Here is a 21,590-nt window from a genome sequence, read left to right as displayed (position 1 = left end):
TTCTACAACATATATCGGCGTTTTCTTAAATATATCGACTTACCGACAAGGAACGACAAATATACGTTCCTCCTAACTTCCCATTGCTTTTTTGTTGCTTTATATACCTTAGTACCTTTATATTTTATATTGTTGAATATTTGAAAAAGGGTAAGGGGAAAAAATATGAGAAAAAAAGTCATGATGTCTTTAATGCTAATGACGTTTCTTTCTGCGGTAGAAGGAACGATTGTTAGTACAGCGATCCCTCGTATAACGAGTGATTTGTCAGGCGTCGAACTTGTTAGTTGGGTATATGCAATTTATATGCTTGCAACAGCTGTTTCGACTCCAATATACGGAAAGTTAGCTGATTTATTCGGCCGTAAAAAAGTTTTACTCATCGGAGCTACAATCTTCTTAATCGGTTCTGCGCTTTGCGGAGTCGTTACATCAATGGAACAATTAATCTTCTTCCGTGCTCTTCAAGGTATAGGTGCTGGTGCTGTTATGCCGATCACAATGACGATTATTGGAGACTTATATAGCGAAGCGAGAGACCGCGCGAAAGCACAAGGTTGGATGAGTGCCGTTTGGGGTGTATCAGGTGTTATCGGACCGTTAGTCGGTGGATTTTTAGTTGATTCTCTATCTTGGCGTTATATTTTCTTCTTAAACGTCCCATTTGGAATTATCGCTTGCTTAATGATCGCCATTTACTACAAAGAATCTATTAAGCCCGCTAAACACCATATCGACTATCTTGGTGCAACAGTCTTCTCATTAAGTACGATCGCTCTACTATATGCATTATTAACAGGTAGCAGTAAGCAAAACTGGGGCGACATAACAATTATCGGCCTATTAATCTTCGCCGTCGTTTCATTCATTATTTTCTTATTCATCGAGAAAAAATCTCCGGAACCATTAATTCCGCTAGCACTTTTCTCTAACCGTACATTATCTACAATAAACATATTAACGCTCATTGCTGGCGCAATGATCATTAGTATTACAATGTACCTTCCAATTTGGAGCCAAGGTGTATTAGGAAAAAATGCGACAGAAGCCGGACTTATTTTAATGCCAATCCCTGTTATGTGGACATTTGGTGCTATTTTCTCTGGTAACTTAGTAGGCAAATTAAAAACGAAACAAATCATTTTACTTGGAGCTAGCATTTTATCAGTCGCTACGTTCTTATTATTTACATTATCAACAAATTCACCATCGTTCCTTATTTATGTAGCAGTCGGATTATTCGGATTAGGAATGGGGCTTGTGACACCTATTTATATGGTAACAATTCAAGCAGCCGTACCAGCTCATACACGCGGAACAGCCGTTGGTTTAAACACATTTATTAATACATTTAGCCAAACTTTAGGTGCTGCAATCTTTGGCACAATCTTTAATACGATGATTCATGCACGCGGTATTCAAAACCTTGATCTTGTATCTGGTGGCGGACATGGAGGAACTACAGCAAACGTAGTAACCGAATCGCAAGAGGCATTAGCATCAAGTGTACACGTCATTTATATGAGTACTTTCGTATTAGCAGTATTTACACTAATTATCGCTTGGATTTTATTAAAACCAGCTACTCAAACAAGTGAGCAATCATAAAGAGGATGACCATTTTGGTCATCCTCTTTTTACTCTTCATTCTCCACAATATGTTTCAGCATAGATAATTTATTATTCCAAAAACGTTCATAATATGAGAGCCACTGTTGTAATTCCTCTAATGGTTCTGGATGCAAACGATATATCTTCTCTCTTCCGCTTTTTCTTCCGCTTACTAAATTCGCTTCCGAAAGAATATGAAGGTGCTTTACAACCGCAGTACGACTCATCGGAAAATGATCCGTTATTTTGGAAATCGGTAACTCTTTATCACTTAATAACCGTATTACTTCTCGGCGGGTTGGATCAGCAATTGCTTGAAATACATCATATTTCGCTGCTGATGAAGACACTTAGCCTTCAACAACCTTTTTCAGTTTTTCATTTACAATCGCTACCCAGCCGCCACTCATTCTATCGCGAATAATAGAGCTCTTCGCATTCGCTTTCGGAAGAATTTCATCAGGATGTTTCCAGCCGCCGTGAATTAACGTAAATTCTGTTTTATTATCTCCTAGGTCTTTCAGATTAAATGAAACGACCCAGCCATCTGTATCCCATGAGAAAGATAGATGGTTTGGTTCATCAATTTCTAGCACTTTACATGGTGATGGGCCAAATGGTGATTGCACATGAAATTCATGTCCTACCTCTAATACAAAATCATTCGGCATAAACCATGACGCAATCCCTTCTGCAGTTGATACTACATTCCATACTTTTTGAATAGACGCGTTAAAAACGATCGTTTGTTTAATATCAGTTAATGTATTTTGTTGTTCCATTTTCATTCTCCTTTATTCGGCAATTAAATATAACACCTTTTGGTTATACTTCGATAATATAACACCTTTTGATTTCATGTCAACGCTAGTTATTTTTTACTGTTGAGAAATTCTCAACATTTTTTCAACAGGACAAACACCCTCTGAGCATTCCCTCATAATATACTCACAAAGGCAACAAAAAATAAAAACTTCTCTCAACATGAAACTCCATCATTTATCTTGAAAGAAGTGCCTTACGTATATCATGCGTATTTCGTCTCTCCTCCTTCCCTCAGGGACACTACGCGAGATATGAAAAATCAGAAGGAATATGCCCACCATTTGAGTAGGTAGTTATTTCTCTTCTCCTCAACATTTCCTTAGGAGCGAAATGACTACCAACTCACTTTTTTCAAACAAAAATAAAAAGGGGATGAAAGCTATGTTCTATTGCATTAATTGCTCTGACATTCACCATGAAAAACATCCGAATGATAAAGTATTCAAAAACGGTTTTTATATCGATCCATTTTTAGGTGATCGTTATCACCTTGGTATGTGTACAGATGCCCAAAACCATGAAACAGGGGAGCCTCTTTTAGCGAAAAAGAAATTAGGCACAACTCAATCTATTATGAACGTATTACCGACACATGTTGTCCCAACATAAAACATAAAAAAGAGCTGGCTCACCCAGCTCTTTTTTATGCTTTATAAACGATCATTGCTGAAAAACAATAAATTTGGTTTTCGTCATCATTAATGGAGACACCGACTTGGTACTTAATATCTACAAAATTACTATCATCAATCTTTTTCAAAAAAACATTTACAGCGTCTTCTAAGTCTTTTTCGTGACTTTCATCAAACACTTTCACACGAATCATGTTAACACCATCCTAGATCGCAGCCCTCCGCCGCTTGATTATTGCCACGGTGCGTATCTATGATGCGATAAAATTTTCCGTCTTCATATATATATCCGTCTTCTAACACATATTGTTTACCTTCAGTATAGACATAAAACTTACCTATCATAAATTTACTCGTATATAATTCCAAATAATCCGGTCTAAATTTAGCTACAACTTTATTTGTAATATCAATTCTTATTGTGCGCCCCACCTTCTCTCCCTCCCTTGCAAAGAACGGATTTAGGTATATTGTATTAACGATTTTACATTTTATGCTTAAAAATAAGTGGATATGCCTTCTTTCTTCGTCTGTACTATTTTTCAAAAAAATCATCAATAAATAAGAGCAAAAAAATATAAAAAAAAAAAAAAGAGTTTTTACTTATTGACTATAATATCAACATTATGGTATTATATAAAATTTGACATTTTCACTCACTTGTGCTATCATTAAAAGTGGTTACCACATATGGAGGTGGATGATTTGTTTCAAATTGGCGATAAAATCGTTTATCCAATGAACGGCGCAGGAGTCATCGAAGCCATTGAAGAGAAAGAAATATTAGGAACAACACGTCAATATTGTGTGATACGTATCATTAGTAAAGACATGCAAATAATGCTTCCTATGGATCAATTACAAAAATCAGGTATTCGTTATATCGTAGATAAAGGTACATTAGATGTTATACTTCTTGAGTTTCAAAACGGGGAATCAGACACATCACTTTCCTGGAAACAGAGATATACAATGAATATGGAAAAAATGAAAAACGGCAATCTGCAAGATAGCGCAGAAGTTGTTCGCGATTTACTTCGCCGTAATAAAGAGAGAGCATTAAATGCGAGCGAAAAACAAATGCTAGATAATGCACGCAAAATGATGATTAGCGAAGTTGCACTTGTGCAAAATGTTTCTGAACATCAAGCAACAGAATTTCTTCAAGATACAATTAATCATTAAATTTAAAATAGCCGACCGCTATTTTTTTTTGCAGAAAAAAGGACAAAGAGATAATCTCTTTGTCCTTTTTTATTAACCGCGCCCTGCTTGAAACGACGGGTATAAAGTCATTCCACCATCTGCAAATAACGTAATTCCAGTTACGTAACTCGCTTCTGAGGAAGCAAGCCACGTTGCGACTGCTGCAATTTCTTCCGGTTTTCCAATGTAGCCCATCGGTATCATACTTTCTACGTCAGCACGTTTTTTAGGATCAGCAAACTTTTCGGCATTAATTGGCGTATTTATTGCACCTGGCCCAATATTATTTACTCGAATACCTTTTGGTGCATATTCTAACGCTAACGTTTCTGTCATCAGTTTAATACCACCCTTACTCGCCGCATAGTGCACGAATAGTGGCCACGGAATTTTCTCATGAACACTCGACATATTAATAACAGAACCTTTAATATCATGTTCTACAAAATATTTAATCGCTTCACGGCTTCCTAAAAAAGCACCTGTTAAATTTGTATTGATTACTTTATTCCAATCCTCTAACGGCATTTCATGCGACGGGACCGCGTTTTCTATCCCTGCATTATTAATCATAACGTCAAGCGTACCAAACTCTTTCACAGCAGATTGAATGAGGTTCACGACATCAGATTCAACTGTCACATCACCTTTTACAGCAATCGCTTCTCCGCCTACTTTTTTAATTTCTTCTAATACATCATGCGCTTCTGACTCTCGTGAGCGATAGTTAATTACTACTTTTGCTTTCTCCTTAGCAAACCGTACTCCCATCGCTCTTCCAAGACCAGTTGCTGATCCTGTAATAACGACAACTTTTCCTGCTAAATCACTATACATTTCAATACCCCCTTTAACTTTTTGCAACACCTAACATTATTCCGGCTGCGATAATAAAAACGATACCGACAACAATCCCCGTTAATTGGCGTTTCGTTTTTCTTTCACCTAATATAAGAATCCCGCCAAGCGTTGAAATAATAATCCCCATTTGCGATAGCGAAAAACTTGTTGCCACTCCAACACGCGGCTGCGAAATGAATAAAAACATATTTCCAGCTGCCCAAATTAATCCTGGGATAATATTTCGTAGTGCATATTTATTAAATGGATGATGTTTAAACGTAAGCAAAACGCCCCCTAACACCATACCAACTGCTTGTGGCAATAAAGCTGACCAACCATCTACGTTAAATAGCCTAATCACTACTACGTAAACTAAATAACCGACTGTTGAAATCAATAAAATGATAATGCCCCTTTTAAAATTACCCGCCTGCTCTGCACTCTTTTCTTCTTCACTTTGAAGTGATGTTAAAATAACACCGATAATAATACAAACGAGAGCCAAAACACCAAGGACGACTGATATAGTCGTGGACCACTCATGAAATACGATGACTCCAAATAAAGTCGTCGCAACTAATTGCAGTCCTGTTGAAATGGGCATCGTTCTCGAAACGCCCATTAAATCAATACTTTTTAATTGATTCGCCTGACCAAGTGCCCAAAATAAACCTGACACAATTCCAACTCCAATAACAGTAGGAGTTAATACTGGCTTCATAAAAATATAAACAACAATCGAGAAAATAAGTGCCCCAAACGTTGTACCGAGCGTTTGACTATACGGTCCCCCGCCCAGTTTCACGTTAAATAGCACAATACTTCCCCAAAATATAGCCGGTAAAATCGCTAAAAGTATGTCCATCGCTCATTACCTTTCTTTACTAAATGTCATAAGTTATCACTCTGAATCATTAGAGTGAGCTTTTATTTTTTCTTTTTCCCGTTCACAAACTTTTTCTGCAATAGCACCAGAAACATTCTTTTCTCGCTCCACCTTCTTTATTTTTACGTGATCTAAATAATCTTCCAAAATAAGTGTAACTTTATCATTCGGCGGATTATGTGCACCTTGGAACGTAAGAAATTGTAGCGTAATTTCAAATCTAGGAACGAACTCACCGTTCTTACCGAGACGTTTTATATTTATAACGGAAGCACATTCATACTGATCTTCTGTCACTTGTCTAATAACTGAATAGTACCTATTTGATAATGCACTCTCTAACAGCTGCTCCCTCGATTCTTTCGCAAAAGAATCACTTGGAGAAGAGAAAAAGATTGCACATAGCATTGTACTAACTACACATATTTTTTTCATAACACCCTCCTTGTTCTATAAGTTAGTGTTCGCAAAACTTCCATAAAAAAACGACTTCCCTATGTAGGAAAGTCGTTTGAATGAATCCAATATTAACCACCGCTCACTGGTGGGATTAGTGCAACAACATCACCATCTCGGATCGTATCATCTTCATTCGCATATTCTTCATTAATCGCAACCATAGTTGATGCTGTCACTGGTACATTATATTCTTTAGCAACAACATCTTTTAACTCTGCAACCGTAATATTTTCTTTCTCTATTTGTAATTCACTTGTTCCTGCTTCCTCTTGCAAGTGCGCAAATAATAATACTCGAATCATACTTACAGCTCCTTCCCAGGCTCCCCTGCCGGATATGGCGTTTTTTCTAATTGATCACCAATCCATGAGTCTCCATCTTCCCAAAACTCCTTTTTCCAAATCGGAACAACTTGTTTTATACGTTCCATAATGTATTCATTCGCCTCATAGGCCGCTTTACGATGCGGTGTTGAAACAGCAACAACAACCGCGATATCAGAAATTTGCAGTGTACCGATGCGATGTGTAATCGCAACGTGTGTACCTGGCCACTTCTCTTTCACTTCTGAGCCAATTTTCTCTAGCATCTTTTCTGCCATCGTTTTATAAGCGACATATTCTAAGTATAATGTACGACGCCCTTTCGTAAACTCCCTAACCGTTCCAATAAATGTTGTAACAGCACCGCATTCGCGGCGAATAACCTTCTTTGCTACCTCTTCAATCGAGATTTCTGTATCAATTACTTCATAATACGTATTTGTCATTTCGTACTCCTTACCGTTTGTATAAACCAGTCTATATACAACTCTTCTTCTGTTATATGAAATACTTTATATTCTTCTCGTAAGTTTGCAGGTGCATCATGCCACGTAATAACCGCTACTATATTTTCTACTTTATGTAAAAGTTCAACGTCTTCCGCAGAACGAAGTAATACTACTTTCGGATAGCTCTCTTTTTTATAGCCCTCTATTAAAATTGTATCCACTTCAAAAAACTCATATAAGCGAATAATTTCTTGCAAGGACCATTCCTCTCTTAATGACGACAGTGAAAGTAATCCAGCGCCTTCTACACTACTGACAACAGCCCCAGCCTTTCGGTGCCTTTCACTATCTTTTTGCGCTACTTCTGGAAAACCTCCGTGCCCGTGATGCTTAATTGTAGCAACTTTCATGTTTCGTTCAGCTAATGCATACACAATTTTCTCAACGAGCGTTGTTTTCCCGCTATTTTGATATCCTACTATTTGTAAGATTGAAGGGGCTTTGCCCATGGCCAATCACATCCCTCGTCGTGCTCTAACAATAATACAGATACTTTCATCCCTGCCTCAAATCCTCTCGTTCCTCCAGGCAACACAATAAAAGCATTCGCATCGGCGAGTGAAGAGACCGCACTCGATTTATCTAAACCGACCGGCATCGCTTGTAATGCCCCGTCCACGATTGTCACGTTTGCTCTTACAAAACGAGTAAACGGATTTGGCTTCGGAAAATCTTTTTGTAAAATAGCATCTGCTCTATATACGTGGGGTTCTTTCGCATACAAATATGTTTTTATAACCGGATGCACAAATAGCTCAAAGCCTACGTAGCAAGCTGACGGATTTCCTGATAAACCGAAAAGTAACTTTCCATCAACTTCAGCTACTGTCGTTACACTTCCTGGTCTCATCGCTATTTTATTAAAGAGTACATTCGCCTGTAATCTTTCATAAATAGCTGGCAAGTAGTCATAATCTCCTACCGACACACCGCCTGTTGTAATTAAAATATCAACCTCATTCATCGCTGATTGAACAGCTGCAAAGCATGCATCTAACTCGTCAGCAAGTTGGCCATAATAACGCACTTTCCCTCCGACTTTCATAATTTGAGCGGCAATCATATACGAGTTACTATTTCTAATTTTCCCCGGCTGTAACGACTCGTGTACCTCTAACAGTTCACTTCCTGTCGTCACAATACCAACAACAGGCTGTTTTACAACCTTCACAGTACTATATCCAAACGTCGCTAATAAGGCGGCAACACCTGGATTAATTGCAACACCTTTCTGAACGAGAACTTGATTTTTCTTTATATCTTCTCCTTTAAATGACACATTGTCACCACTATGAAAAGGACGCTTTACCTTCATATATGTTTTTCCGTTCTTCTCAAAACCTTCCGTCAACTCTAGCATTACGACTGCATTACAATCCTCTGGAATAGCTGCTCCTGTCATAATACGAACCGCCTGAAAATGTCCTACTTCTTCTGTAAAAACAGATCCTGCCCCGATTTCTCCTATTACTTCAAACTCAATCGCATTCTCTTGATGTGCTTCTTTCGTATCTTCTGCTCGAATCGCGAAACCATCGTAAGGAGAACGATCGAAATGAGGAACGTCATGATCAGAGATAACATCCTCCCCAAGAATTCTCCCGTAACTTTCCGTAATAGAAACCTCTTCTACTTCACCATTTTTCGCATATTCCATTACTCTCTCTACTGCCTCAGCAACTTGAATTGGAATTCGTTTTTCTATCATCGTTTCTCACCTCATATTTGCAATTTTTTTTATCTCGATTAAACTTTATATATTAAATAGAAATTAACTTCAAGGAGGAATTCCATGTCTTCATTCACACACTTTAATGACCAAGGACGCGCGAAGATGGTTGATATAAGTGACAAAAAAGCAACCGTCCGAACAGCAATTGCGTGCTCTAGCATTGTCGTTACAAAAGAAATTTACGATAAAATCTCTCACAATGAAATTGGGAAAGGTGACGTATTAGCAGTTGCACAAATCGCAGGTATTATGGCTGCGAAACGCACTTCTGATATTATCCCAATGTGCCATCCTTTATTATTAAAAGGTGTTGACGTTTCTTTCGATTGGAAACAATCCGAAGAACAATATCGATTACTTATTGAAGTAAAAGTTAAAACAGAAGGTAGCACCGGTGTTGAAATGGAAGCTTTAACAGCCGCTTCCGCTACAGCTCTTACTGTGTACGATATGTGCAAAGCTGTTGATAAAGGTATGATTATTGGCGAAACTTACTTATTTGAAAAAACAGGTGGAAAAAGTGGAGATTATACGAGAAAGTCTTAATCTTCTTTCCGTTGAACCTAAAGGGCTCCCTTTAGGTTCAACCTATATATCTTGCATATAAGCGTTTTGCTATATTTATATCATTCGTCCCATGAATGAACGCCCTGCCATCTGTAAATAAAACAAAACGAAATTCCTCCACCGGAAATGATAATAAATACGGAGTAGCTTTTACATCCACACTTCTTTGTAAGCGCTTTTTAATTTCTTCTAAATTAAATTCATTCCGCACACCTGGACGGATTTGTACTGTATTTCGGCCACATAACACTTCTGTTTTTGTTTGTGCTTCAAATGTTAAACTCGGATATGTACGTAATCTTCCGCAAGATAAACATGTGTCTTTTTTCTGCCTATTCACTTTAAATGCCATCTGTTGATTATTCCAAAGATCAAACGATAACATCGTTTCGCGAAGTGCCCCATAGTCTTCTACTAATATTTTCAGCGCTTCCGTTATTTGATGCGCAACTACTAATTGTACTGCGGGCTGTATAATACCAGCCGTATCACATGTTGCCCCGCTCGCTGGATGTTCCATTAAACAGCGGAAACACGGTGTTTTTCCTGGTAAAATTGTATACGTTACTCCGTAGCTTCCGACACAACCACCATATATCCACGGAATATTATACTTTTGTGAAATATCATTAATAAGAAGACGCGTTTCAAAATTATCTGTCGCATCTAATATTAAATCTACATCATTCACTAGCTCTTCCATTTCTCGCACTGTTACATCAGTCACAACCGGATTTATTTTCACCTCAGAATTAATCGCTTGTAAATGCTCTGCTGCTGCTACCGCCTTTGGTTTATATTGCTTTGCATCTTCTTCTGTATATAATTGTTGCCTTTGTAAATTACTCCATTCTACATAATCACGATCCGCAATTGTTATTTTGCCAACACCTGCTCTAACAATTGCTTCTGCATTCGCTGCCCCGAGAGCGCCAGCGCCGATAATAAGCACATGCTTCTCTCTAATTTTTCTCTGACCTTCTTCTCCAACACCAGAAAATAATATTTGTCTTGAATATCGCTCCTGCATACGATAGCCCCCTTTCTTATCCTCCTATATAAGACATTTCAATTTTCGGACGATTCTTTGCACTTTCTTCTGTCCGTTCATCCGAATACCTGTCTTTTCTATTCATCCATACATCTTGTATAACGCTTACTAACTCATCATCCGAAAGATTTCCTCTAAGAAGTTTCCTTACATCCAATCCTTCTGTCGCAAATAAGCAAGTATAAAACTTTCCATCTGCCGAAATTCTTGCTCTCGTACAAGAGGAACAAAATGACTCTGAAACAGAAGTAATAAAACCGACTTCGATATTTGTTCCAACGTAACGATATCGCTTCGCAACTTCACCGAAATAATGCGCTTCAGCTGGCTCAAGTGGATACACACTATGAATCATTTCAATTAATTCTTGCTTTGTAACGACTTGATCAAAGTTCCATCCATTTGTACTACCAACATCCATAAACTCAATAAACCTAAGTGTGATTCCTTGCTCTTTAAAATAAGCAGCCATCGGAAGTACTTGATGTTCATTCATCCCTTTTTTCACAACCATATTTACCTTTACATCAAGCCCGGCCTCTTTTGCAGCCATAATTCCCTTTATAACAGGTTTCGTATTAATATTCCGGCCATTAATGTCCTTAAATACATCGTCATCTATTGCATCCAAACTAACATTTACTCTATGTAATCCAGCTTCTTTTAATGCTTTTGCTTGTTTCGTTAAATGAATTGCATTTGTCGTTAACCCTATATCTACTAACCCTTCAATTTTCACGAGACGAGCAATAAGTTTTGTTAAATCTTTACGCAGTAGTGGTTCGCCACCAGTAAGTCTAATTTTTCGTACACCGATGCTAACAAATAGTTTTGCCAAACGCTCAATTTCATCAAACGTCAGTAAAAACTCATCTTTCAAAAAAGCATAATCTGGCCCAAAAACTTCCGCTGGCATACAATATGTACATCTAAAATTGCAACGATCAATGACAGATATGCGCAAATCTTGAAGTGGGCGTCCAAAAAAATCTGTAACCATCTCCTGCATCGCCACCCTCCCTTTCTGCCAAATTTCTCTCTTTTCATTCTATTATAATATATTTTCGAACTGCGATGTTTTTGCTCAAGTGAATAAAGTGAAACTTTCCTAACCAATTAGACTACCTACTTATAACGGGATAAAAAACCTTGAAGCATAAAAGCCCCAAGGTTTTCTCCCTATTAACTTAACCTAATAATAGTTAGCGTAGCTCCTGGCGTTGCCGTAGATAATGTAGCTATTGCAACTAATCCAAATAACTGCAGACTAATAGCAGCTCCAGCAGGCAAATTAGCAATTATTGTCGCATTAAATGAACCTGTAGCTATTGCTGGTGAATTTATTGTTCCTGCAAGCGGACTGCCATTTACAGTTATACGAGAACTTACAAGTAAAGAGGCTGTTAAATTTATTGTATAAGCTATATAGTAATTCCCCGCATTCGCAACCGTAAATACGGTATTTCCTCCGCTAACGGTAATTCCTGGTCCAATATTTTGATTGTTCGGTAATGGTACATTTGTACCACCTAATAAAACGGAAATAGCGGTTCCTGATGTATTATTCGCAAATGCATACGTTGCAGTTGTACTAACTCCGGTCACACCCGTTGCTCCAGTGGCCCCGGTTGCTCCAGCTCCGGTTGAACCGGTTGGACCTTGGATTCCTTGTGAACCGGTTGGACCCGTGTCTCCTGTTGGACCTTGTGTTCCTGTTGCTCCAGTGGATCCCGTTGGACCTTGGATTCCTTGTGCTCCTTGAATTCCTTGTGGGCCTGTCGCTCCTGTTGCTCCAGTGGATCCCGTCGGGCCTTGTGGACCTTGAATTCCTTGTGGACCTTGTGAACCAGTAGCTCCCGTATCCCCTGTCGGGCCTTGTGGACCTTGCAACCCTTGCACGCCTTGCGGACCGGTTGGACCTATTTCTCCTTGAACACCTTGAATTCCTGTTGGGCCTTGTGGACCGGTCGGCCCCTGCACTCCTTGGATTCCTTGAATTCCCTGTGGACCTTGTGCTCCTGTTGCTCCTGTCGCACCTTGAATCCCTTGTGGGCCTTGATCTCCTTGTACTCCTTGTGGACCGGTTGGGCCTTGGATTCCTTGCGGGCCTTGGATTCCTTGTGAGCCTTGATCTCCCGTTGCTCCCGTTACTCCTTGTATCCCTTGGGGACCTTGAACACCTTGCGGACCGGTTGGACCTATTTCTCCTTGAACACCTTGAATTCCTTGGGGTCCCTGTAAGCCCGTCACACCAGTTGCTCCTGTTTCTCCTGTCGCTCCTGTCACTCCAGTTGAGCCTATCGCACCGGTATCTCCAGTTGCTCCTGTCACACCGGTTGCTCCTGTTGGTCCAGGTGGTCCACCGGATGGACCTGTCACTCCTGTCGGACCTGATGGCCCCGTTGGACCACTCGGTCCTGCTGGTCCTCCAGAAGGACCAGTTACCCCTGTTGGACCGGTTACTCCTGTCGGGCCTGTAGTTCCTTCCCCTGTCGCTCCGGTTACACCCGTATCTCCTGTTACTCCGGTTGGACCTTGGCCCCCTTGAATTCCCTGTGGCCCCTGCACTCCTTGCGCACCCGTTGGACCTTGAATTCCTTGAATACCTTGCACGCCCTGTATTCCCATTGGACCTATTGGGCCTATTTCCCCTTGAGTACCTTGCACTCCTTGCGGGCCCTCTGGACCTGTTGCTCCTATATTCCCTTGTACACCTTGAATTCCAGTTGCTCCTTGTGCTCCTGTTGCTCCTGTTACACCTTGAGGTCCTATAGCCCCCTGTATACCTTGTGGACCTTCTGGACCTGTTGCTCCTATTGGCCCTTGGATTCCCTGTATACCTTGCGGCCCCTCTGGACCTGTTGCTCCAGCTGGTCCTGGCACCCCTTGGATTCCTTGCGGACCTTGAAGTCCTTCTGGGCCTTCTGGTCCTGTTGGTCCGATCTCACCCATCGGGCCTTGAATCCCTTGAACTCCTTGTGGTCCCGTTTCTCCTGTTGGACCCGGTACTCCTTGTATACCTTGTGGACCTTGATCTCCTGTTGCTCCTGTTACACCTTGAGGCCCTATAGCTCCCTGTATACCTTGTGGACCTTGATCTCCTGTTGCTCCTGTTATCCCTTGAATTCCCTGAACTCCTTGTATTCCTTGTTCACCAGTTACGCCCGTCGGCCCCGGAATACCTTGAATACCTTGCGGACCTTCTGGACCTGTTGGTCCAATTGGCCCTTGAACCCCTTGTATTCCTTGCAATCCCTGTGCTCCTGTTTCTCCTGTACTTCCAGTCGGTCCTGTATTTCCCGTTACTCCAGTTACACCTGTACTTCCTGTTACCCCTGTATTTCCCGTCGCTCCCGTCGCACCTGTACTTCCACTCGGTCCACCTCCTGGACCTGTCGCACCAGTTGCCCCCGTCGGACCTGGTGGTCCTCCAGATGGACCCGTTATCCCTGTTGGACCTGTTATTCCAGTTGGGCCTGTAACCCCTTGACCAGTTGCTCCTGTTGTCCCCGCACTTCCACTCGGTCCTTGTGGTCCTTGTATCCCTTGTGCCCCTTGTATTCCTTGTGGACCTGTTGCACCTGGTACCCCTTGCACACCTTGAATTCCTTGAGGTCCCTCAGGTCCAGTCGCTCCAATCGGACCTTGTAACCCCTGTATCCCCTGTATACCTTGTGCCCCAGTCGCTCCTGTTGGACCAATCGGACCTTGCAACCCTTGCACTCCTTCTGGTCCTGTCGCTCCTGTAGCTCCCTGTGCTCCCCTCAATCCTTGCAGCCCCTGCTGTCCTTCTGCTCCTGTTGCACCTATTGGTCCAACTGGTCCTTGTATCCCTTGCACACCTTGAGGTCCTGTCGGGCCCATCTCCCCCATCGGACCTTGTAATCCTCTTGGTCCTTGAGGGCCAGTCGGACCTTGGGGACCGGTTGGGCCAGTAATCCCAATGCCAGTAAATCCCGTTGGAACGGGTGGAAAGGTAGGACCAATAAGATTTGGTGAAATTCTGAAATTAGAGTTTAATGAATGTTTTTTATCGCGCTCTCTCACACTTTCACCACCTGCACACCATCTTTTTTACATGAAACAAACCTCTTCTTCTTAATATGTATTTACAAAAACAAACTCAAAGACTATTTTTATTTGAAATAATAAAAACTCCCTTAAATCCTTAAGGGAGTCCAGCAATTGAATCCATATTATCTGTATTAGGGACAGCTTGTGCTATACTCGATGCATTTACACTTTGCCCCATATTTGTTCCTGTTACAGTACCGGCAGGAGTGCCTCTTGTATATGTTGTCGTCACCGAATCACCCGGCTGTAAACAAAGCTTCGTCTCCGTCCCTATTACTGTAACAACGTCAATCCAAGTGCACCCCATTGAGCCACTATACGATTTCGTAGCAGTAAATGACGTATCACTCAAATTATCACCAGTAAATATATTCCCAGTGTTATTCACAATAACAAACTCTTTTATATGAGCAGGCATAATTACACTCTACCTTTCCTCTATGAACCTAATGTACGTGTACTCGTTGCTAATGGCGGAAGAAATACTGATGTTCGAATCACCGCTTCTGGCTGCCTTTTCCCATTTAAAAAAATAGCCGCACTCGATCCTCCAGCACCTGCATATATTTTTGCTACAGCTAAAGGTGAGATATCATAACAGTCACCGACATTAACAGCCCCTGTATTATTAATAATTTTTACTTTCCGCAAGTTAATCCCCATTTACCTATCCCCCTTTTGTACACTGTATGCAAAAGAAAAAAACTTGAAACAAACACGTTTCAAGTTTTTTTAGCTACTTATTTCGTTTCACCTTCATATTGAAGCATACCGCCAACCATGTTCATTGTTTTAAATCCTTGCTCATTTAAATAATGGCATACATTTTCACTGCGCATTCCCGAGCGACAAATAAAGATATATTCATTCTCTTTATCAAAGAAATCTACTTTATTTGGGATATCACCCATTTTAATATGTACAGCTTCTGGAATTTTCCCTGCCGCTACTTCTTCATCTTCCCTTACGTCTACTAAAAATAACGTTTCTCCATTTTCTAAACGCTCTTGCACTTCTTCTGTAGTAATTGTTTTAACTTCTGTCATATGTCGTTCCTCCTTATATACAATAAAACCTTTAGTCTCTTCCTTAAACAAGCATATCTAGTCAATTTTAGCATGCGAAAGAAAGAACGCAAAGAATGGAAATTTTATTTCTCAATTTTCTCGCAAAACTTATTCTTTACAAACATAACTCGTGCATTGTATCCTCAATATACTTGTTTTATGAAAGGAGCCAATGAAAATGACACTTTTTCTTTTCATTACGGGCATCATTTTCTTAATCGCCGCAATTATTGCACTTAGTATGAAGAATAATAAAAAGATAAAATCACCACAAGAAATGTCATTCTTATTTCTATTGCTTAGTATCGCATTCTTCGGTATAGCAATTGCCACATATATTTTCCGTCTACAAATCATGTAAAAAAAGGTGCCTACTACATACATCGCACCTTTTTCACACCATTTATTTTCTACACCAAACTAGATACTTTCCGATTTAAAAATTCATAAACTTTCTTTTCAAATAAATGAATATCAAATGCTCCTGCCATATGCCCATTTATACTTTCTATCTCATACACTTCCGCATACTTCCCTTGTTTTTGCAAAATGTCTACCATTTTATAATTATAACGTGACGGCTGAAGCAAATCTTGTTTGCACGGAATCATAAGTACATTTGCTTCTATGTTAGAAAGCGCCTCTTCTAAAGACGAAAATCCATGCGCAATATCATGTAATAAAACTGCTTTCGCAGTGTATATCCACGAATTTGCATCTACTAACTCTATACTTCTATATGTCACTTTATTTATTTCTTTCTCAAATGATGTTAATGCAGCAAATGTTTCATAAGGTTCTTTCTCTACACTATTACGAGGGAATGTCGTTTCATAAAAATGCTCATCAAATGCGTTCATAAACATCATTCTATTTGCTAAATGAAGTCCCTTCATTGGCTGATCTTCTCCATATTTTCCGCCCTTCCAACTTGGATCTAGTTGAATAGCCTCAATTGCATTTTGCGCTACATTTACCGACGTAATAATTGGATTTTGCGGGTTCGTAATAACACCAATCATCCGCTCTACCATATGAGGATAATGAACAGCCCATTGCTGCGCAATCATCCCACCAGCTGACGGTCCCATTACAGCATGTAACCTTGAGATTCCCATATCTTTTATTAACTCATATTGCACACGAGCTACATCAAGAAATGTAAAAACCGGAAAATCCATCGCATATTCATCTCCAGTTTTCGGATGAATCGATTTCGGTCCCGTTGTAAACACATAAGGGTTCTTAACCTGCACATTACAAAGATTATCAGTACATATAACAAAATATTTATTTGTATCAACTGCTTTTCCCGGTCCAATTAAACCATCCCACCAACCAGACTCCTCATCATGCGCTGTATATTTCCCTGCCGCGTGACTCGTTGCACTAAAATAATGGCATACCAAAATCGCATTTGACCTTTCTCTATTTAAAGTACCATACGTCTCATACCCCATTTGAACAGGAATTCCCCTACCATTTTCAAACGTAAACTCTCTTAAAACAAACTTTTCCTTTTTTACAAATTGCACAGACTCGCCCTCTTCCCGCCATAGTATGAACTGCTGCTTACTAAAGGATTTTTTCTATGCAAACTAATCTCCTCCTTCTTTTCATAAATAAATGAATAATATACAAAATTATCCACAAAATAGCATTATATTACACAATCAAAGAGGGCATACATATGATTTGGAATTGGCTACGTAAGAAAAAAAAATCAAATACGACAGAGAAAAACGAAACAGATAACTCGGAGCAACAGCCTAACAACCAAGAGAATGATAACAAAGAACAGACTAGAAGTATGAAACATAATAAAGATAGCAATAGCGAGCAAAAAAAAGAGGAACACAAAGAGCCTTCTCAGGATCAGCAGCAACAACATTCTAAACAAAACGACTCAGATCAGAATCAACAACAAAACTCTAAACAAGACAACTCGAATCAGAATCAACAACAAAACTCTAAACAAAACGACTCGAATCAGAATCAACAACAACATTCTAAACAAAACGACTCGAATCAGAATCAACAACAAAACTCTAAACAAAACGACTCGAATCAGAATCAGCAACAACATTCTAAACAAGGGAACTCGGATCAAGATCAGCAGCAAAACTCTGGAAATAATAGTATTTATGATTTTACGAAACCAGAAAAAGACCGGATTCACTCTCTACAAGATTTAATAGAGAAACTTAAAAAATCTAGCGATTTTGTTAATTATCACACATCTGACGATGAAACGATGCCTTATTGGATTTCTTACTATCGCCCTTCGCTTGATGGAGAGAAATTACAAAAGTATTTAATGCCTACTCTTTTAGAACGACCTAACGCTTCACTAGAAGAGCTAAAAGAACATATTCCAATGAGCGGTATTACAATTACGAACGATTTACAAAAAATTGAGGATATGGTGTTAAAGGGACATGCGATTATTCAATTAAATCAGCAAGACCAAAAGTGTATGCTTGCAAACATTGCAATTGATACGTATCGGGCACCAAGCCCTCCTTTAAACGAATCGACTGTTATCGGTCCTCAAGAAGGTTTCGTAGAGGATATTGATACAAATATTAATTTAGTTCGAAAACGTCTTCCTGTTTTAGATTTACAAACAAAAGAAATGATTGTCGGCGAGTTTTCCAAAACAAAAGTTGTCATGATGTATTTAGACAACCTCGCTGAAAAAGAAAATGTAGATTTTCTCGAGGAGTCATTACGTGCTCTTGAATATGATCAAATTAATGATAGTGCTTATATACAAGAACTAATGGGTGAAAAGTCGATTTTCCCTCTCTATATCAATACAGAACGTACTGATAGAGTTACAAAAGCACTCATTGATGGGAAAATTGCTATTTTTGTGGATGGTTCTCCAAGTGTTCTACTTACGCCAGTATCCTATTTCGATTTTTTCATTTCACCAGAAGACTATAACGTTTCTTGGCTATACGCTACATTTTCACGCATTTTACGCCTTATCGCTGTTCTATTTTCAATCTGTGCTACACCACTATATGTTGCAATTTTAAATTATCATTATGAACTTATTCCAAGTGATTTACTTGAAACTTTGATTTTATCAAGGGCACAAGTACCATTCCCACCTTTAATTGAAGCACTCTTTTTAGAACTTGCAATCGACTTATTGAGAGAAGCTGGCGCGAGATTACCGATGAAAGTTGGTCAAACACTCGGAATTGTAGGTGGTATCGTAATCGGGCAAGCATCTGTACAGGCTGGTTTAACGAGTAATATTTTATTAATTATCGTTGCCTTATCAGCACTTGCTTCCTTTATTACACCTATTTATAAAATGGGTAATGCAGTTCGATTACTACGCTTTCCATTTCTTATGTTTGCAGAAATAGGCGGATTGTTCGGGATTTCTCTTGGATTTATCTTCTTATTTACGCATCTATTCAGACTTACTTCCTTACGTAAGCCGTACGCTTTGTTTTATCCGACGAGACAACAGTCGGTTAAGGACTCTTGGATTCGTTTTCCTTTAACGATGATTGATACAAGGGATGTACAAGCGAGGCCACAACATGTAAAAAAATCAGCAAAAGGAATTTCAACAAAACATAGATCAGACTTTGATGATTAAAGAACGAGGTGCATCGATGAGTAAAGTTCAAGAAAAATATCAAATATCTCCTGTCTTTGTCTTCTTCTTAATTCACGGTGCACAGTTTGGAGCTGGCGTTCTCGGCTTCGCTCGAATTACTGCCAAGGCCGCTGGATACGATGGCTGGATGGGCGTTCTAATCACAGGAATCTGTATCCAGATTCTTATATGGATGATGTATTTTTTATTAAAAGAAACAAACGGTAATTTAATCGACTTACATCGGCAAACATTTGGAAAGTGGCTAGGGAACGGCGTTAACATCATCTTTGCTGCTTATTTTTTAATCGTCAGTATTTCCGTCATTCGAACATACGTTGAAATTATTCAAGTGTGGATGTTTCCTACCGCTTCCACTTGGATGTTAACACTCTTTTTATGCTTAGTTAGCTATTACATTATTTCTTCTGGATTTCGTGTAATTACCGGTATTTGCGTCATCTCTGTTGGTGGTACATTAGGATATTTATTTCTAAGCTTATTCGTTTTGAAATATTCACATTGGGATAATTTACTACCTATATTCACACATTCTTTTTCAGACATTTTAAAATCCGCTCAACTGTCAATCTACAGTATGACCGGTTTTGAGATTTACCTCATGGTGTATCCATTTGTGAAAAAGCCTATGCAATCTCATAAATACGCCCAGCTTGGAGCACTATTTTCAAACCTTCTATATTTATTTAGTACCCTTTTAGCCTTTTCGTTTTTTAGTGAAAAACAATTATTAAAAACGATATGGGCCCAACTTTCTATGACCCAAGTCATTCAATTACCATTCATAGAAAGGCTAGAATATATTGCAATTTCAGCTTATGCCCTCGTTATTATTACAAGTTTTATTCTACCTTTGTGGGCGGCAATGAGAGCAACTCACGAAATATTCCGTGTAAAACAAAGAGGTGTTTTAATCGCTTTTATCATTATCACCCTCATTGTTTCACAACTTTTAACAAACAGACACGATATTAATAATTTTATTAGTAATGCATCAAAAGGGAGCTTTTGGCTCATTTATGTATACATCCCAATCCTATTTATCATTGTGTGGGTGAAAAGAAAATGGAAAAAATCAAAAATAAATTAATACTTATCTCTTGTATAACACTCATCAGTCTAACTGGATGTTTACAAAAAAATATTATCGATGACGTACACCTTATCCAAGGAACTGTCTTTGATGTAGCAAAAGATAATAAAATAAAGGTAACATTTGTTTGTCCTATTCAGCAAAAAGGGAACAAAGTTCAAGTTTTTGAAGGAACAGCAAATGCTGTAAAACAAGTAAAAGCAGACACATCTTTAGAGTCTTCTCAACCATTTGCTAGCGGGCAAATGCGAGTTGCTCTATTTACCACCCGAATTGCTAAGAAAGGAATGGTTGCTTCCTTCGATACATTAATTCGCGATGTAAACATTGGAAATGCCTTATATGTTGCTTTACTTGAAGGTAATGGTACTGAACTTTTAAAAGGAAAGTACACGACTTCATCCAACGTTGCAATTTATATAAAAAAAATGCTAGAACATAATATGGAAACCGGTCCTTTACCAACAGATAATCTGCATGTAGGAGCATTCCGTTATTATCAAGAAGGGCAAGACTACTATATTCCAATTTTAAAGAAACATGGTGATAAAATAAAAATCACCGGAATTGGTCTTTTTAAAAAGGATAAATATGTTGGTAAAATTGCAGAAAAAGATATGTTTGTATTCAAAGGACTTTTAGAGAAACATAAGTTGGATTCACATGAATTTAAAGCAAATCCTGGGTACGTAATGATTAATAATATTCGTTCTGTTCCAACATACGATATAAAAATAAAAAATGGAAAGCCTTCTTTTTCCATTCATGTTAAAATTGATGCTCGCATTCAAGAAGTATCAAAACAAATTAACTTAGAGAATGCTAAGAACACAAAAAAGATTGAGAAAGCCATCCAAAAACAATTGGATATACAAGGTAACAAGTTAATTAAGCAATTCAAATCTTTAGGTGTCGATCCGCTCGGGCTAGGAGCTAAATACAAGCAACATTATCGCCCATTCAAATTAGAAGAGTGGAGGCAAATGTATAAAGATGTTCCAGTTACTATAAAATACACCGTAAATATTACAAATTCTGGTGTAATTGAATGAGAAATGATTGAACTCCT

General features: G+C 39.0%; 26 protein-coding genes. 8 read left to right on the top strand and 18 right to left on the bottom strand.

All coding sequences use genetic code 11. The features are described 5' to 3' along the window. Positions 1–165 precede the first annotated feature (165 nt). A complete protein-coding gene (locus RBB48_RS19685; protein WP_098230836.1) occupies positions 166–1,608 on the top strand; it encodes an MDR family MFS transporter in 1,443 nt (480 codons plus the stop codon). 29 nt (positions 1,609–1,637) lie between these two features. Here the strand turns inward: RBB48_RS19685 and RBB48_RS19680 are convergent, their stop codons facing one another. Beyond that, on the bottom strand, positions 1,638–1,961 hold the full coding sequence (locus tag RBB48_RS19680; protein ID WP_306007985.1) for an ArsR/SmtB family transcription factor: 324 nt from the start codon (positions 1,959–1,961) through the stop codon (positions 1,638–1,640). Next, positions 1,962–2,393, bottom strand: coding sequence for an SRPBCC family protein (locus RBB48_RS19675; RefSeq protein ID WP_000437776.1), 432 nt, complete (start codon positions 2,391–2,393; stop codon positions 1,962–1,964). It lies immediately after the preceding gene. Between the two features lie 424 nt (positions 2,394–2,817). Here RBB48_RS19675 and RBB48_RS19670 point away from each other — a divergent pair, with 424 nt between their 5' ends. Next, a complete protein-coding gene (locus tag RBB48_RS19670; protein WP_000498995.1) occupies positions 2,818–3,045 on the top strand; it encodes a DUF3973 domain-containing protein in 228 nt (75 codons plus the stop codon). Between the two features lie 34 nt (positions 3,046–3,079). On the opposite strand, the gene RBB48_RS19665 is transcribed toward RBB48_RS19670, so the two are convergent. Together RBB48_RS19665 and RBB48_RS19660 are read right to left on the bottom strand one after the other, a co-directional pair. Then, on the bottom strand, positions 3,080–3,262 hold the full coding sequence (locus RBB48_RS19665) for a sporulation protein Cse60 (RefSeq protein WP_000621751.1): 183 nt from the start codon (positions 3,260–3,262) through the stop codon (positions 3,080–3,082). Position 3,263: 1 nt separating this feature from the next. Beyond that, a complete protein-coding gene (locus tag RBB48_RS19660; RefSeq protein ID WP_000533808.1) occupies positions 3,264–3,500 on the bottom strand; it encodes a DUF2553 family protein in 237 nt (78 codons plus the stop codon). 258 nt (positions 3,501–3,758) lie between these two features. Between RBB48_RS19660 and RBB48_RS19655 the strand changes: the two genes are divergently transcribed. Then, positions 3,759–4,253: a CarD family transcriptional regulator gene (locus tag RBB48_RS19655; protein WP_000451450.1), complete on the top strand. Its 495-nt coding sequence runs from the start codon at positions 3,759–3,761 to the stop codon at positions 4,251–4,253. A 72-nt stretch (positions 4,254–4,325) separates the two neighbouring features. Here RBB48_RS19655 and RBB48_RS19650 read toward each other — a convergent pair whose 3' ends face one another. The 7 genes from RBB48_RS19650 to moeA all read right to left on the bottom strand — a co-directional run bounded on the left by RBB48_RS19650 (position 4,326) and on the right by moeA (position 9,002). Then, a complete protein-coding gene (locus RBB48_RS19650) occupies positions 4,326–5,111 on the bottom strand; it encodes a glucose 1-dehydrogenase (protein ID WP_000286669.1) in 786 nt (261 codons plus the stop codon). A gap of 13 nt (positions 5,112–5,124) precedes the next feature. Continuing rightward, positions 5,125–5,982 carry a glucose uptake protein GlcU gene (gene glcU, locus RBB48_RS19645; protein ID WP_048540762.1) on the bottom strand — a complete coding sequence of 286 codons (858 nt, stop codon included), beginning with the start codon at positions 5,980–5,982 and terminating at the stop codon, positions 5,125–5,127. A 36-nt stretch (positions 5,983–6,018) separates the two neighbouring features. Then, positions 6,019–6,438, bottom strand: coding sequence for a DUF3888 domain-containing protein (locus tag RBB48_RS19640; protein WP_306007984.1), 420 nt, complete (start codon positions 6,436–6,438; stop codon positions 6,019–6,021). A 92-nt stretch (positions 6,439–6,530) separates the two neighbouring features. Then, the gene (gene moaD, locus RBB48_RS19635) at positions 6,531–6,764 is read right to left on the bottom strand and encodes a molybdopterin converting factor subunit 1 (RefSeq protein WP_000621775.1); all 234 of its coding nucleotides are present in this window, start codon (positions 6,762–6,764) and stop codon (positions 6,531–6,533) included. A gap of 2 nt (positions 6,765–6,766) precedes the next feature. Then, the gene (moaE, locus tag RBB48_RS19630) at positions 6,767–7,231 is read right to left on the bottom strand and encodes a molybdopterin synthase catalytic subunit MoaE (RefSeq protein WP_306007983.1); all 465 of its coding nucleotides are present in this window, start codon (positions 7,229–7,231) and stop codon (positions 6,767–6,769) included. Continuing rightward, entirely contained in the window at positions 7,228–7,743 is a 516-nt protein-coding gene (gene mobB / locus RBB48_RS19625) for a molybdopterin-guanine dinucleotide biosynthesis protein B (RefSeq protein ID WP_060486695.1), read from the bottom strand. The genes moaE and mobB overlap by 4 nt, the downstream gene beginning before the upstream one ends. Beyond that, positions 7,713–9,002 carry a molybdopterin molybdotransferase MoeA gene (gene moeA, locus RBB48_RS19620; protein WP_097856804.1) on the bottom strand — a complete coding sequence of 430 codons (1,290 nt, stop codon included), beginning with the start codon at positions 9,000–9,002 and terminating at the stop codon, positions 7,713–7,715. The genes mobB and moeA overlap by 31 nt, the downstream gene beginning before the upstream one ends. 84 nt (positions 9,003–9,086) lie before the next feature. Here moeA and moaC point away from each other — a divergent pair, with 84 nt between their 5' ends. After that, the gene (moaC, locus tag RBB48_RS19615; protein WP_000094144.1) at positions 9,087–9,572 is read left to right on the top strand and encodes a cyclic pyranopterin monophosphate synthase MoaC; all 486 of its coding nucleotides are present in this window, start codon (positions 9,087–9,089) and stop codon (positions 9,570–9,572) included. A gap of 37 nt (positions 9,573–9,609) precedes the next feature. Here moaC and RBB48_RS19610 read toward each other — a convergent pair whose 3' ends face one another. From RBB48_RS19610 to RBB48_RS19585, 6 genes are all read right to left on the bottom strand, one after another. Beyond that, a complete protein-coding gene (locus tag RBB48_RS19610; protein WP_060486693.1) occupies positions 9,610–10,623 on the bottom strand; it encodes a molybdopterin-synthase adenylyltransferase MoeB in 1,014 nt (337 codons plus the stop codon). A gap of 16 nt (positions 10,624–10,639) precedes the next feature. Continuing rightward, on the bottom strand, positions 10,640–11,653 hold the full coding sequence (gene moaA / locus RBB48_RS19605) for a GTP 3',8-cyclase MoaA (protein WP_060486692.1): 1,014 nt from the start codon (positions 11,651–11,653) through the stop codon (positions 10,640–10,642). 173 nt (positions 11,654–11,826) lie between these two features. After that, positions 11,827–14,691 (bottom strand): BclA-related collagen-like exosporium protein, encoded by a 2,865-nt coding sequence (locus tag RBB48_RS19600; RefSeq protein WP_306007982.1) that lies wholly within the window; start codon positions 14,689–14,691, stop codon positions 11,827–11,829. A 121-nt stretch (positions 14,692–14,812) separates the two neighbouring features. Next, entirely contained in the window at positions 14,813–15,136 is a 324-nt protein-coding gene (locus tag RBB48_RS19595; protein WP_001110863.1) for a hypothetical protein, read from the bottom strand. Positions 15,137–15,156: 20 nt separating this feature from the next. Continuing rightward, positions 15,157–15,381 carry a spore germination protein gene (locus tag RBB48_RS19590; RefSeq protein ID WP_000512461.1) on the bottom strand — a complete coding sequence of 75 codons (225 nt, stop codon included), beginning with the start codon at positions 15,379–15,381 and terminating at the stop codon, positions 15,157–15,159. Between the two features lie 77 nt (positions 15,382–15,458). Then, complete coding sequence (locus RBB48_RS19585; RefSeq protein WP_000141210.1) at positions 15,459–15,764, bottom strand: rhodanese-like domain-containing protein; 306 nt, start codon at positions 15,762–15,764, stop codon at positions 15,459–15,461. A 199-nt stretch (positions 15,765–15,963) separates the two neighbouring features. Here RBB48_RS19585 and RBB48_RS19580 point away from each other — a divergent pair, with 199 nt between their 5' ends. Continuing rightward, complete coding sequence (locus RBB48_RS19580; protein WP_000171896.1) at positions 15,964–16,146, top strand: hypothetical protein; 183 nt, start codon at positions 15,964–15,966, stop codon at positions 16,144–16,146. A gap of 49 nt (positions 16,147–16,195) precedes the next feature. On the opposite strand, the gene RBB48_RS19575 is transcribed toward RBB48_RS19580, so the two are convergent. Continuing rightward, positions 16,196–17,320: a homoserine O-acetyltransferase family protein gene (locus RBB48_RS19575; RefSeq protein WP_097889178.1), complete on the bottom strand. Its 1,125-nt coding sequence runs from the start codon at positions 17,318–17,320 to the stop codon at positions 16,196–16,198. A gap of 155 nt (positions 17,321–17,475) precedes the next feature. Here RBB48_RS19575 and RBB48_RS19570 point away from each other — a divergent pair, with 155 nt between their 5' ends. The 3 genes from RBB48_RS19570 to RBB48_RS19560 are packed head-to-tail and all read left to right on the top strand — an operon-like array spanning position 17,476 to position 21,573. Then, a complete protein-coding gene (locus RBB48_RS19570; protein WP_306007981.1) occupies positions 17,476–19,407 on the top strand; it encodes a spore germination protein in 1,932 nt (643 codons plus the stop codon). A gap of 16 nt (positions 19,408–19,423) precedes the next feature. Next, positions 19,424–20,518 (top strand): spore germination protein, encoded by a 1,095-nt coding sequence (locus tag RBB48_RS19565; RefSeq protein ID WP_262719823.1) that lies wholly within the window; start codon positions 19,424–19,426, stop codon positions 20,516–20,518. Beyond that, positions 20,494–21,573: a Ger(x)C family spore germination protein gene (locus tag RBB48_RS19560; RefSeq protein ID WP_147786578.1), complete on the top strand. Its 1,080-nt coding sequence runs from the start codon at positions 20,494–20,496 to the stop codon at positions 21,571–21,573. Before RBB48_RS19565 ends, RBB48_RS19560 begins: the two co-directional genes overlap by 25 nt. The last annotated feature ends 17 nt before the right edge of the window (positions 21,574–21,590 follow it).

This window comes from Bacillus sp. MMSF_3353, from assembly GCF_030733445.1.
Classification (GTDB): Bacteria; Bacillota; Bacilli; order Bacillales; family Bacillaceae_G; genus Bacillus_A; species Bacillus_A wiedmannii.
Note: the sequence above shows the minus strand (reverse complement) of the source record. Positions and strands in the feature narration are given on the sequence as shown.

Excerpts from the sequence above, each read along its gene's own strand:
- RBB48_RS19560 (WP_147786578.1), top strand. The coding sequence starts at position 20,494 with ATGGAAAAAATCAAAAATAAATTAATACTTATCTCTTGTATAACACTC.
- moaC (WP_000094144.1), top strand. The coding sequence starts at position 9,087 with ATGTCTTCATTCACACACTTTAATGACCAAGGACGCGCGAAGATGGTT.
- RBB48_RS19570 (WP_306007981.1), top strand. The coding sequence starts at position 17,476 with ATGATTTGGAATTGGCTACGTAAGAAAAAAAAATCAAATACGACAGAG.
- glcU (WP_048540762.1), bottom strand. The coding sequence starts at position 5,982 with ATGGACATACTTTTAGCGATTTTACCGGCTATATTTTGGGGAAGTATT.
- RBB48_RS19685 (WP_098230836.1), top strand. The coding sequence starts at position 166 with ATGAGAAAAAAAGTCATGATGTCTTTAATGCTAATGACGTTTCTTTCT.
- RBB48_RS19595 (WP_001110863.1), bottom strand. The coding sequence starts at position 15,136 with ATGCCTGCTCATATAAAAGAGTTTGTTATTGTGAATAACACTGGGAAT.
- RBB48_RS19590 (WP_000512461.1), bottom strand. The coding sequence starts at position 15,381 with ATGGGGATTAACTTGCGGAAAGTAAAAATTATTAATAATACAGGGGCT.
- moaD (WP_000621775.1), bottom strand. The coding sequence starts at position 6,764 with ATGATTCGAGTATTATTATTTGCGCACTTGCAAGAGGAAGCAGGAACA.
- RBB48_RS19585 (WP_000141210.1), bottom strand. The coding sequence starts at position 15,764 with ATGACAGAAGTTAAAACAATTACTACAGAAGAAGTGCAAGAGCGTTTA.
- RBB48_RS19610 (WP_060486693.1), bottom strand. The coding sequence starts at position 10,623 with ATGCAGGAGCGATATTCAAGACAAATATTATTTTCTGGTGTTGGAGAA.
- RBB48_RS19675 (WP_000437776.1), bottom strand. The coding sequence starts at position 2,393 with ATGGAACAACAAAATACATTAACTGATATTAAACAAACGATCGTTTTT.
- RBB48_RS19565 (WP_262719823.1), top strand. The coding sequence starts at position 19,424 with ATGAGTAAAGTTCAAGAAAAATATCAAATATCTCCTGTCTTTGTCTTC.
- moaA (WP_060486692.1), bottom strand. The coding sequence starts at position 11,653 with ATGCAGGAGATGGTTACAGATTTTTTTGGACGCCCACTTCAAGATTTG.
- RBB48_RS19650 (WP_000286669.1), bottom strand. The coding sequence starts at position 5,111 with ATGTATAGTGATTTAGCAGGAAAAGTTGTCGTTATTACAGGATCAGCA.
- RBB48_RS19580 (WP_000171896.1), top strand. The coding sequence starts at position 15,964 with ATGACACTTTTTCTTTTCATTACGGGCATCATTTTCTTAATCGCCGCA.
- RBB48_RS19640 (WP_306007984.1), bottom strand. The coding sequence starts at position 6,438 with ATGAAAAAAATATGTGTAGTTAGTACAATGCTATGTGCAATCTTTTTC.
- RBB48_RS19665 (WP_000621751.1), bottom strand. The coding sequence starts at position 3,262 with ATGATTCGTGTGAAAGTGTTTGATGAAAGTCACGAAAAAGACTTAGAA.
- RBB48_RS19655 (WP_000451450.1), top strand. The coding sequence starts at position 3,759 with ATGGAGGTGGATGATTTGTTTCAAATTGGCGATAAAATCGTTTATCCA.
- RBB48_RS19670 (WP_000498995.1), top strand. The coding sequence starts at position 2,818 with ATGTTCTATTGCATTAATTGCTCTGACATTCACCATGAAAAACATCCG.
- moaE (WP_306007983.1), bottom strand. The coding sequence starts at position 7,231 with ATGACAAATACGTATTATGAAGTAATTGATACAGAAATCTCGATTGAA.
- mobB (WP_060486695.1), bottom strand. The coding sequence starts at position 7,743 with ATGGGCAAAGCCCCTTCAATCTTACAAATAGTAGGATATCAAAATAGC.
- moeA (WP_097856804.1), bottom strand. The coding sequence starts at position 9,002 with ATGATAGAAAAACGAATTCCAATTCAAGTTGCTGAGGCAGTAGAGAGA.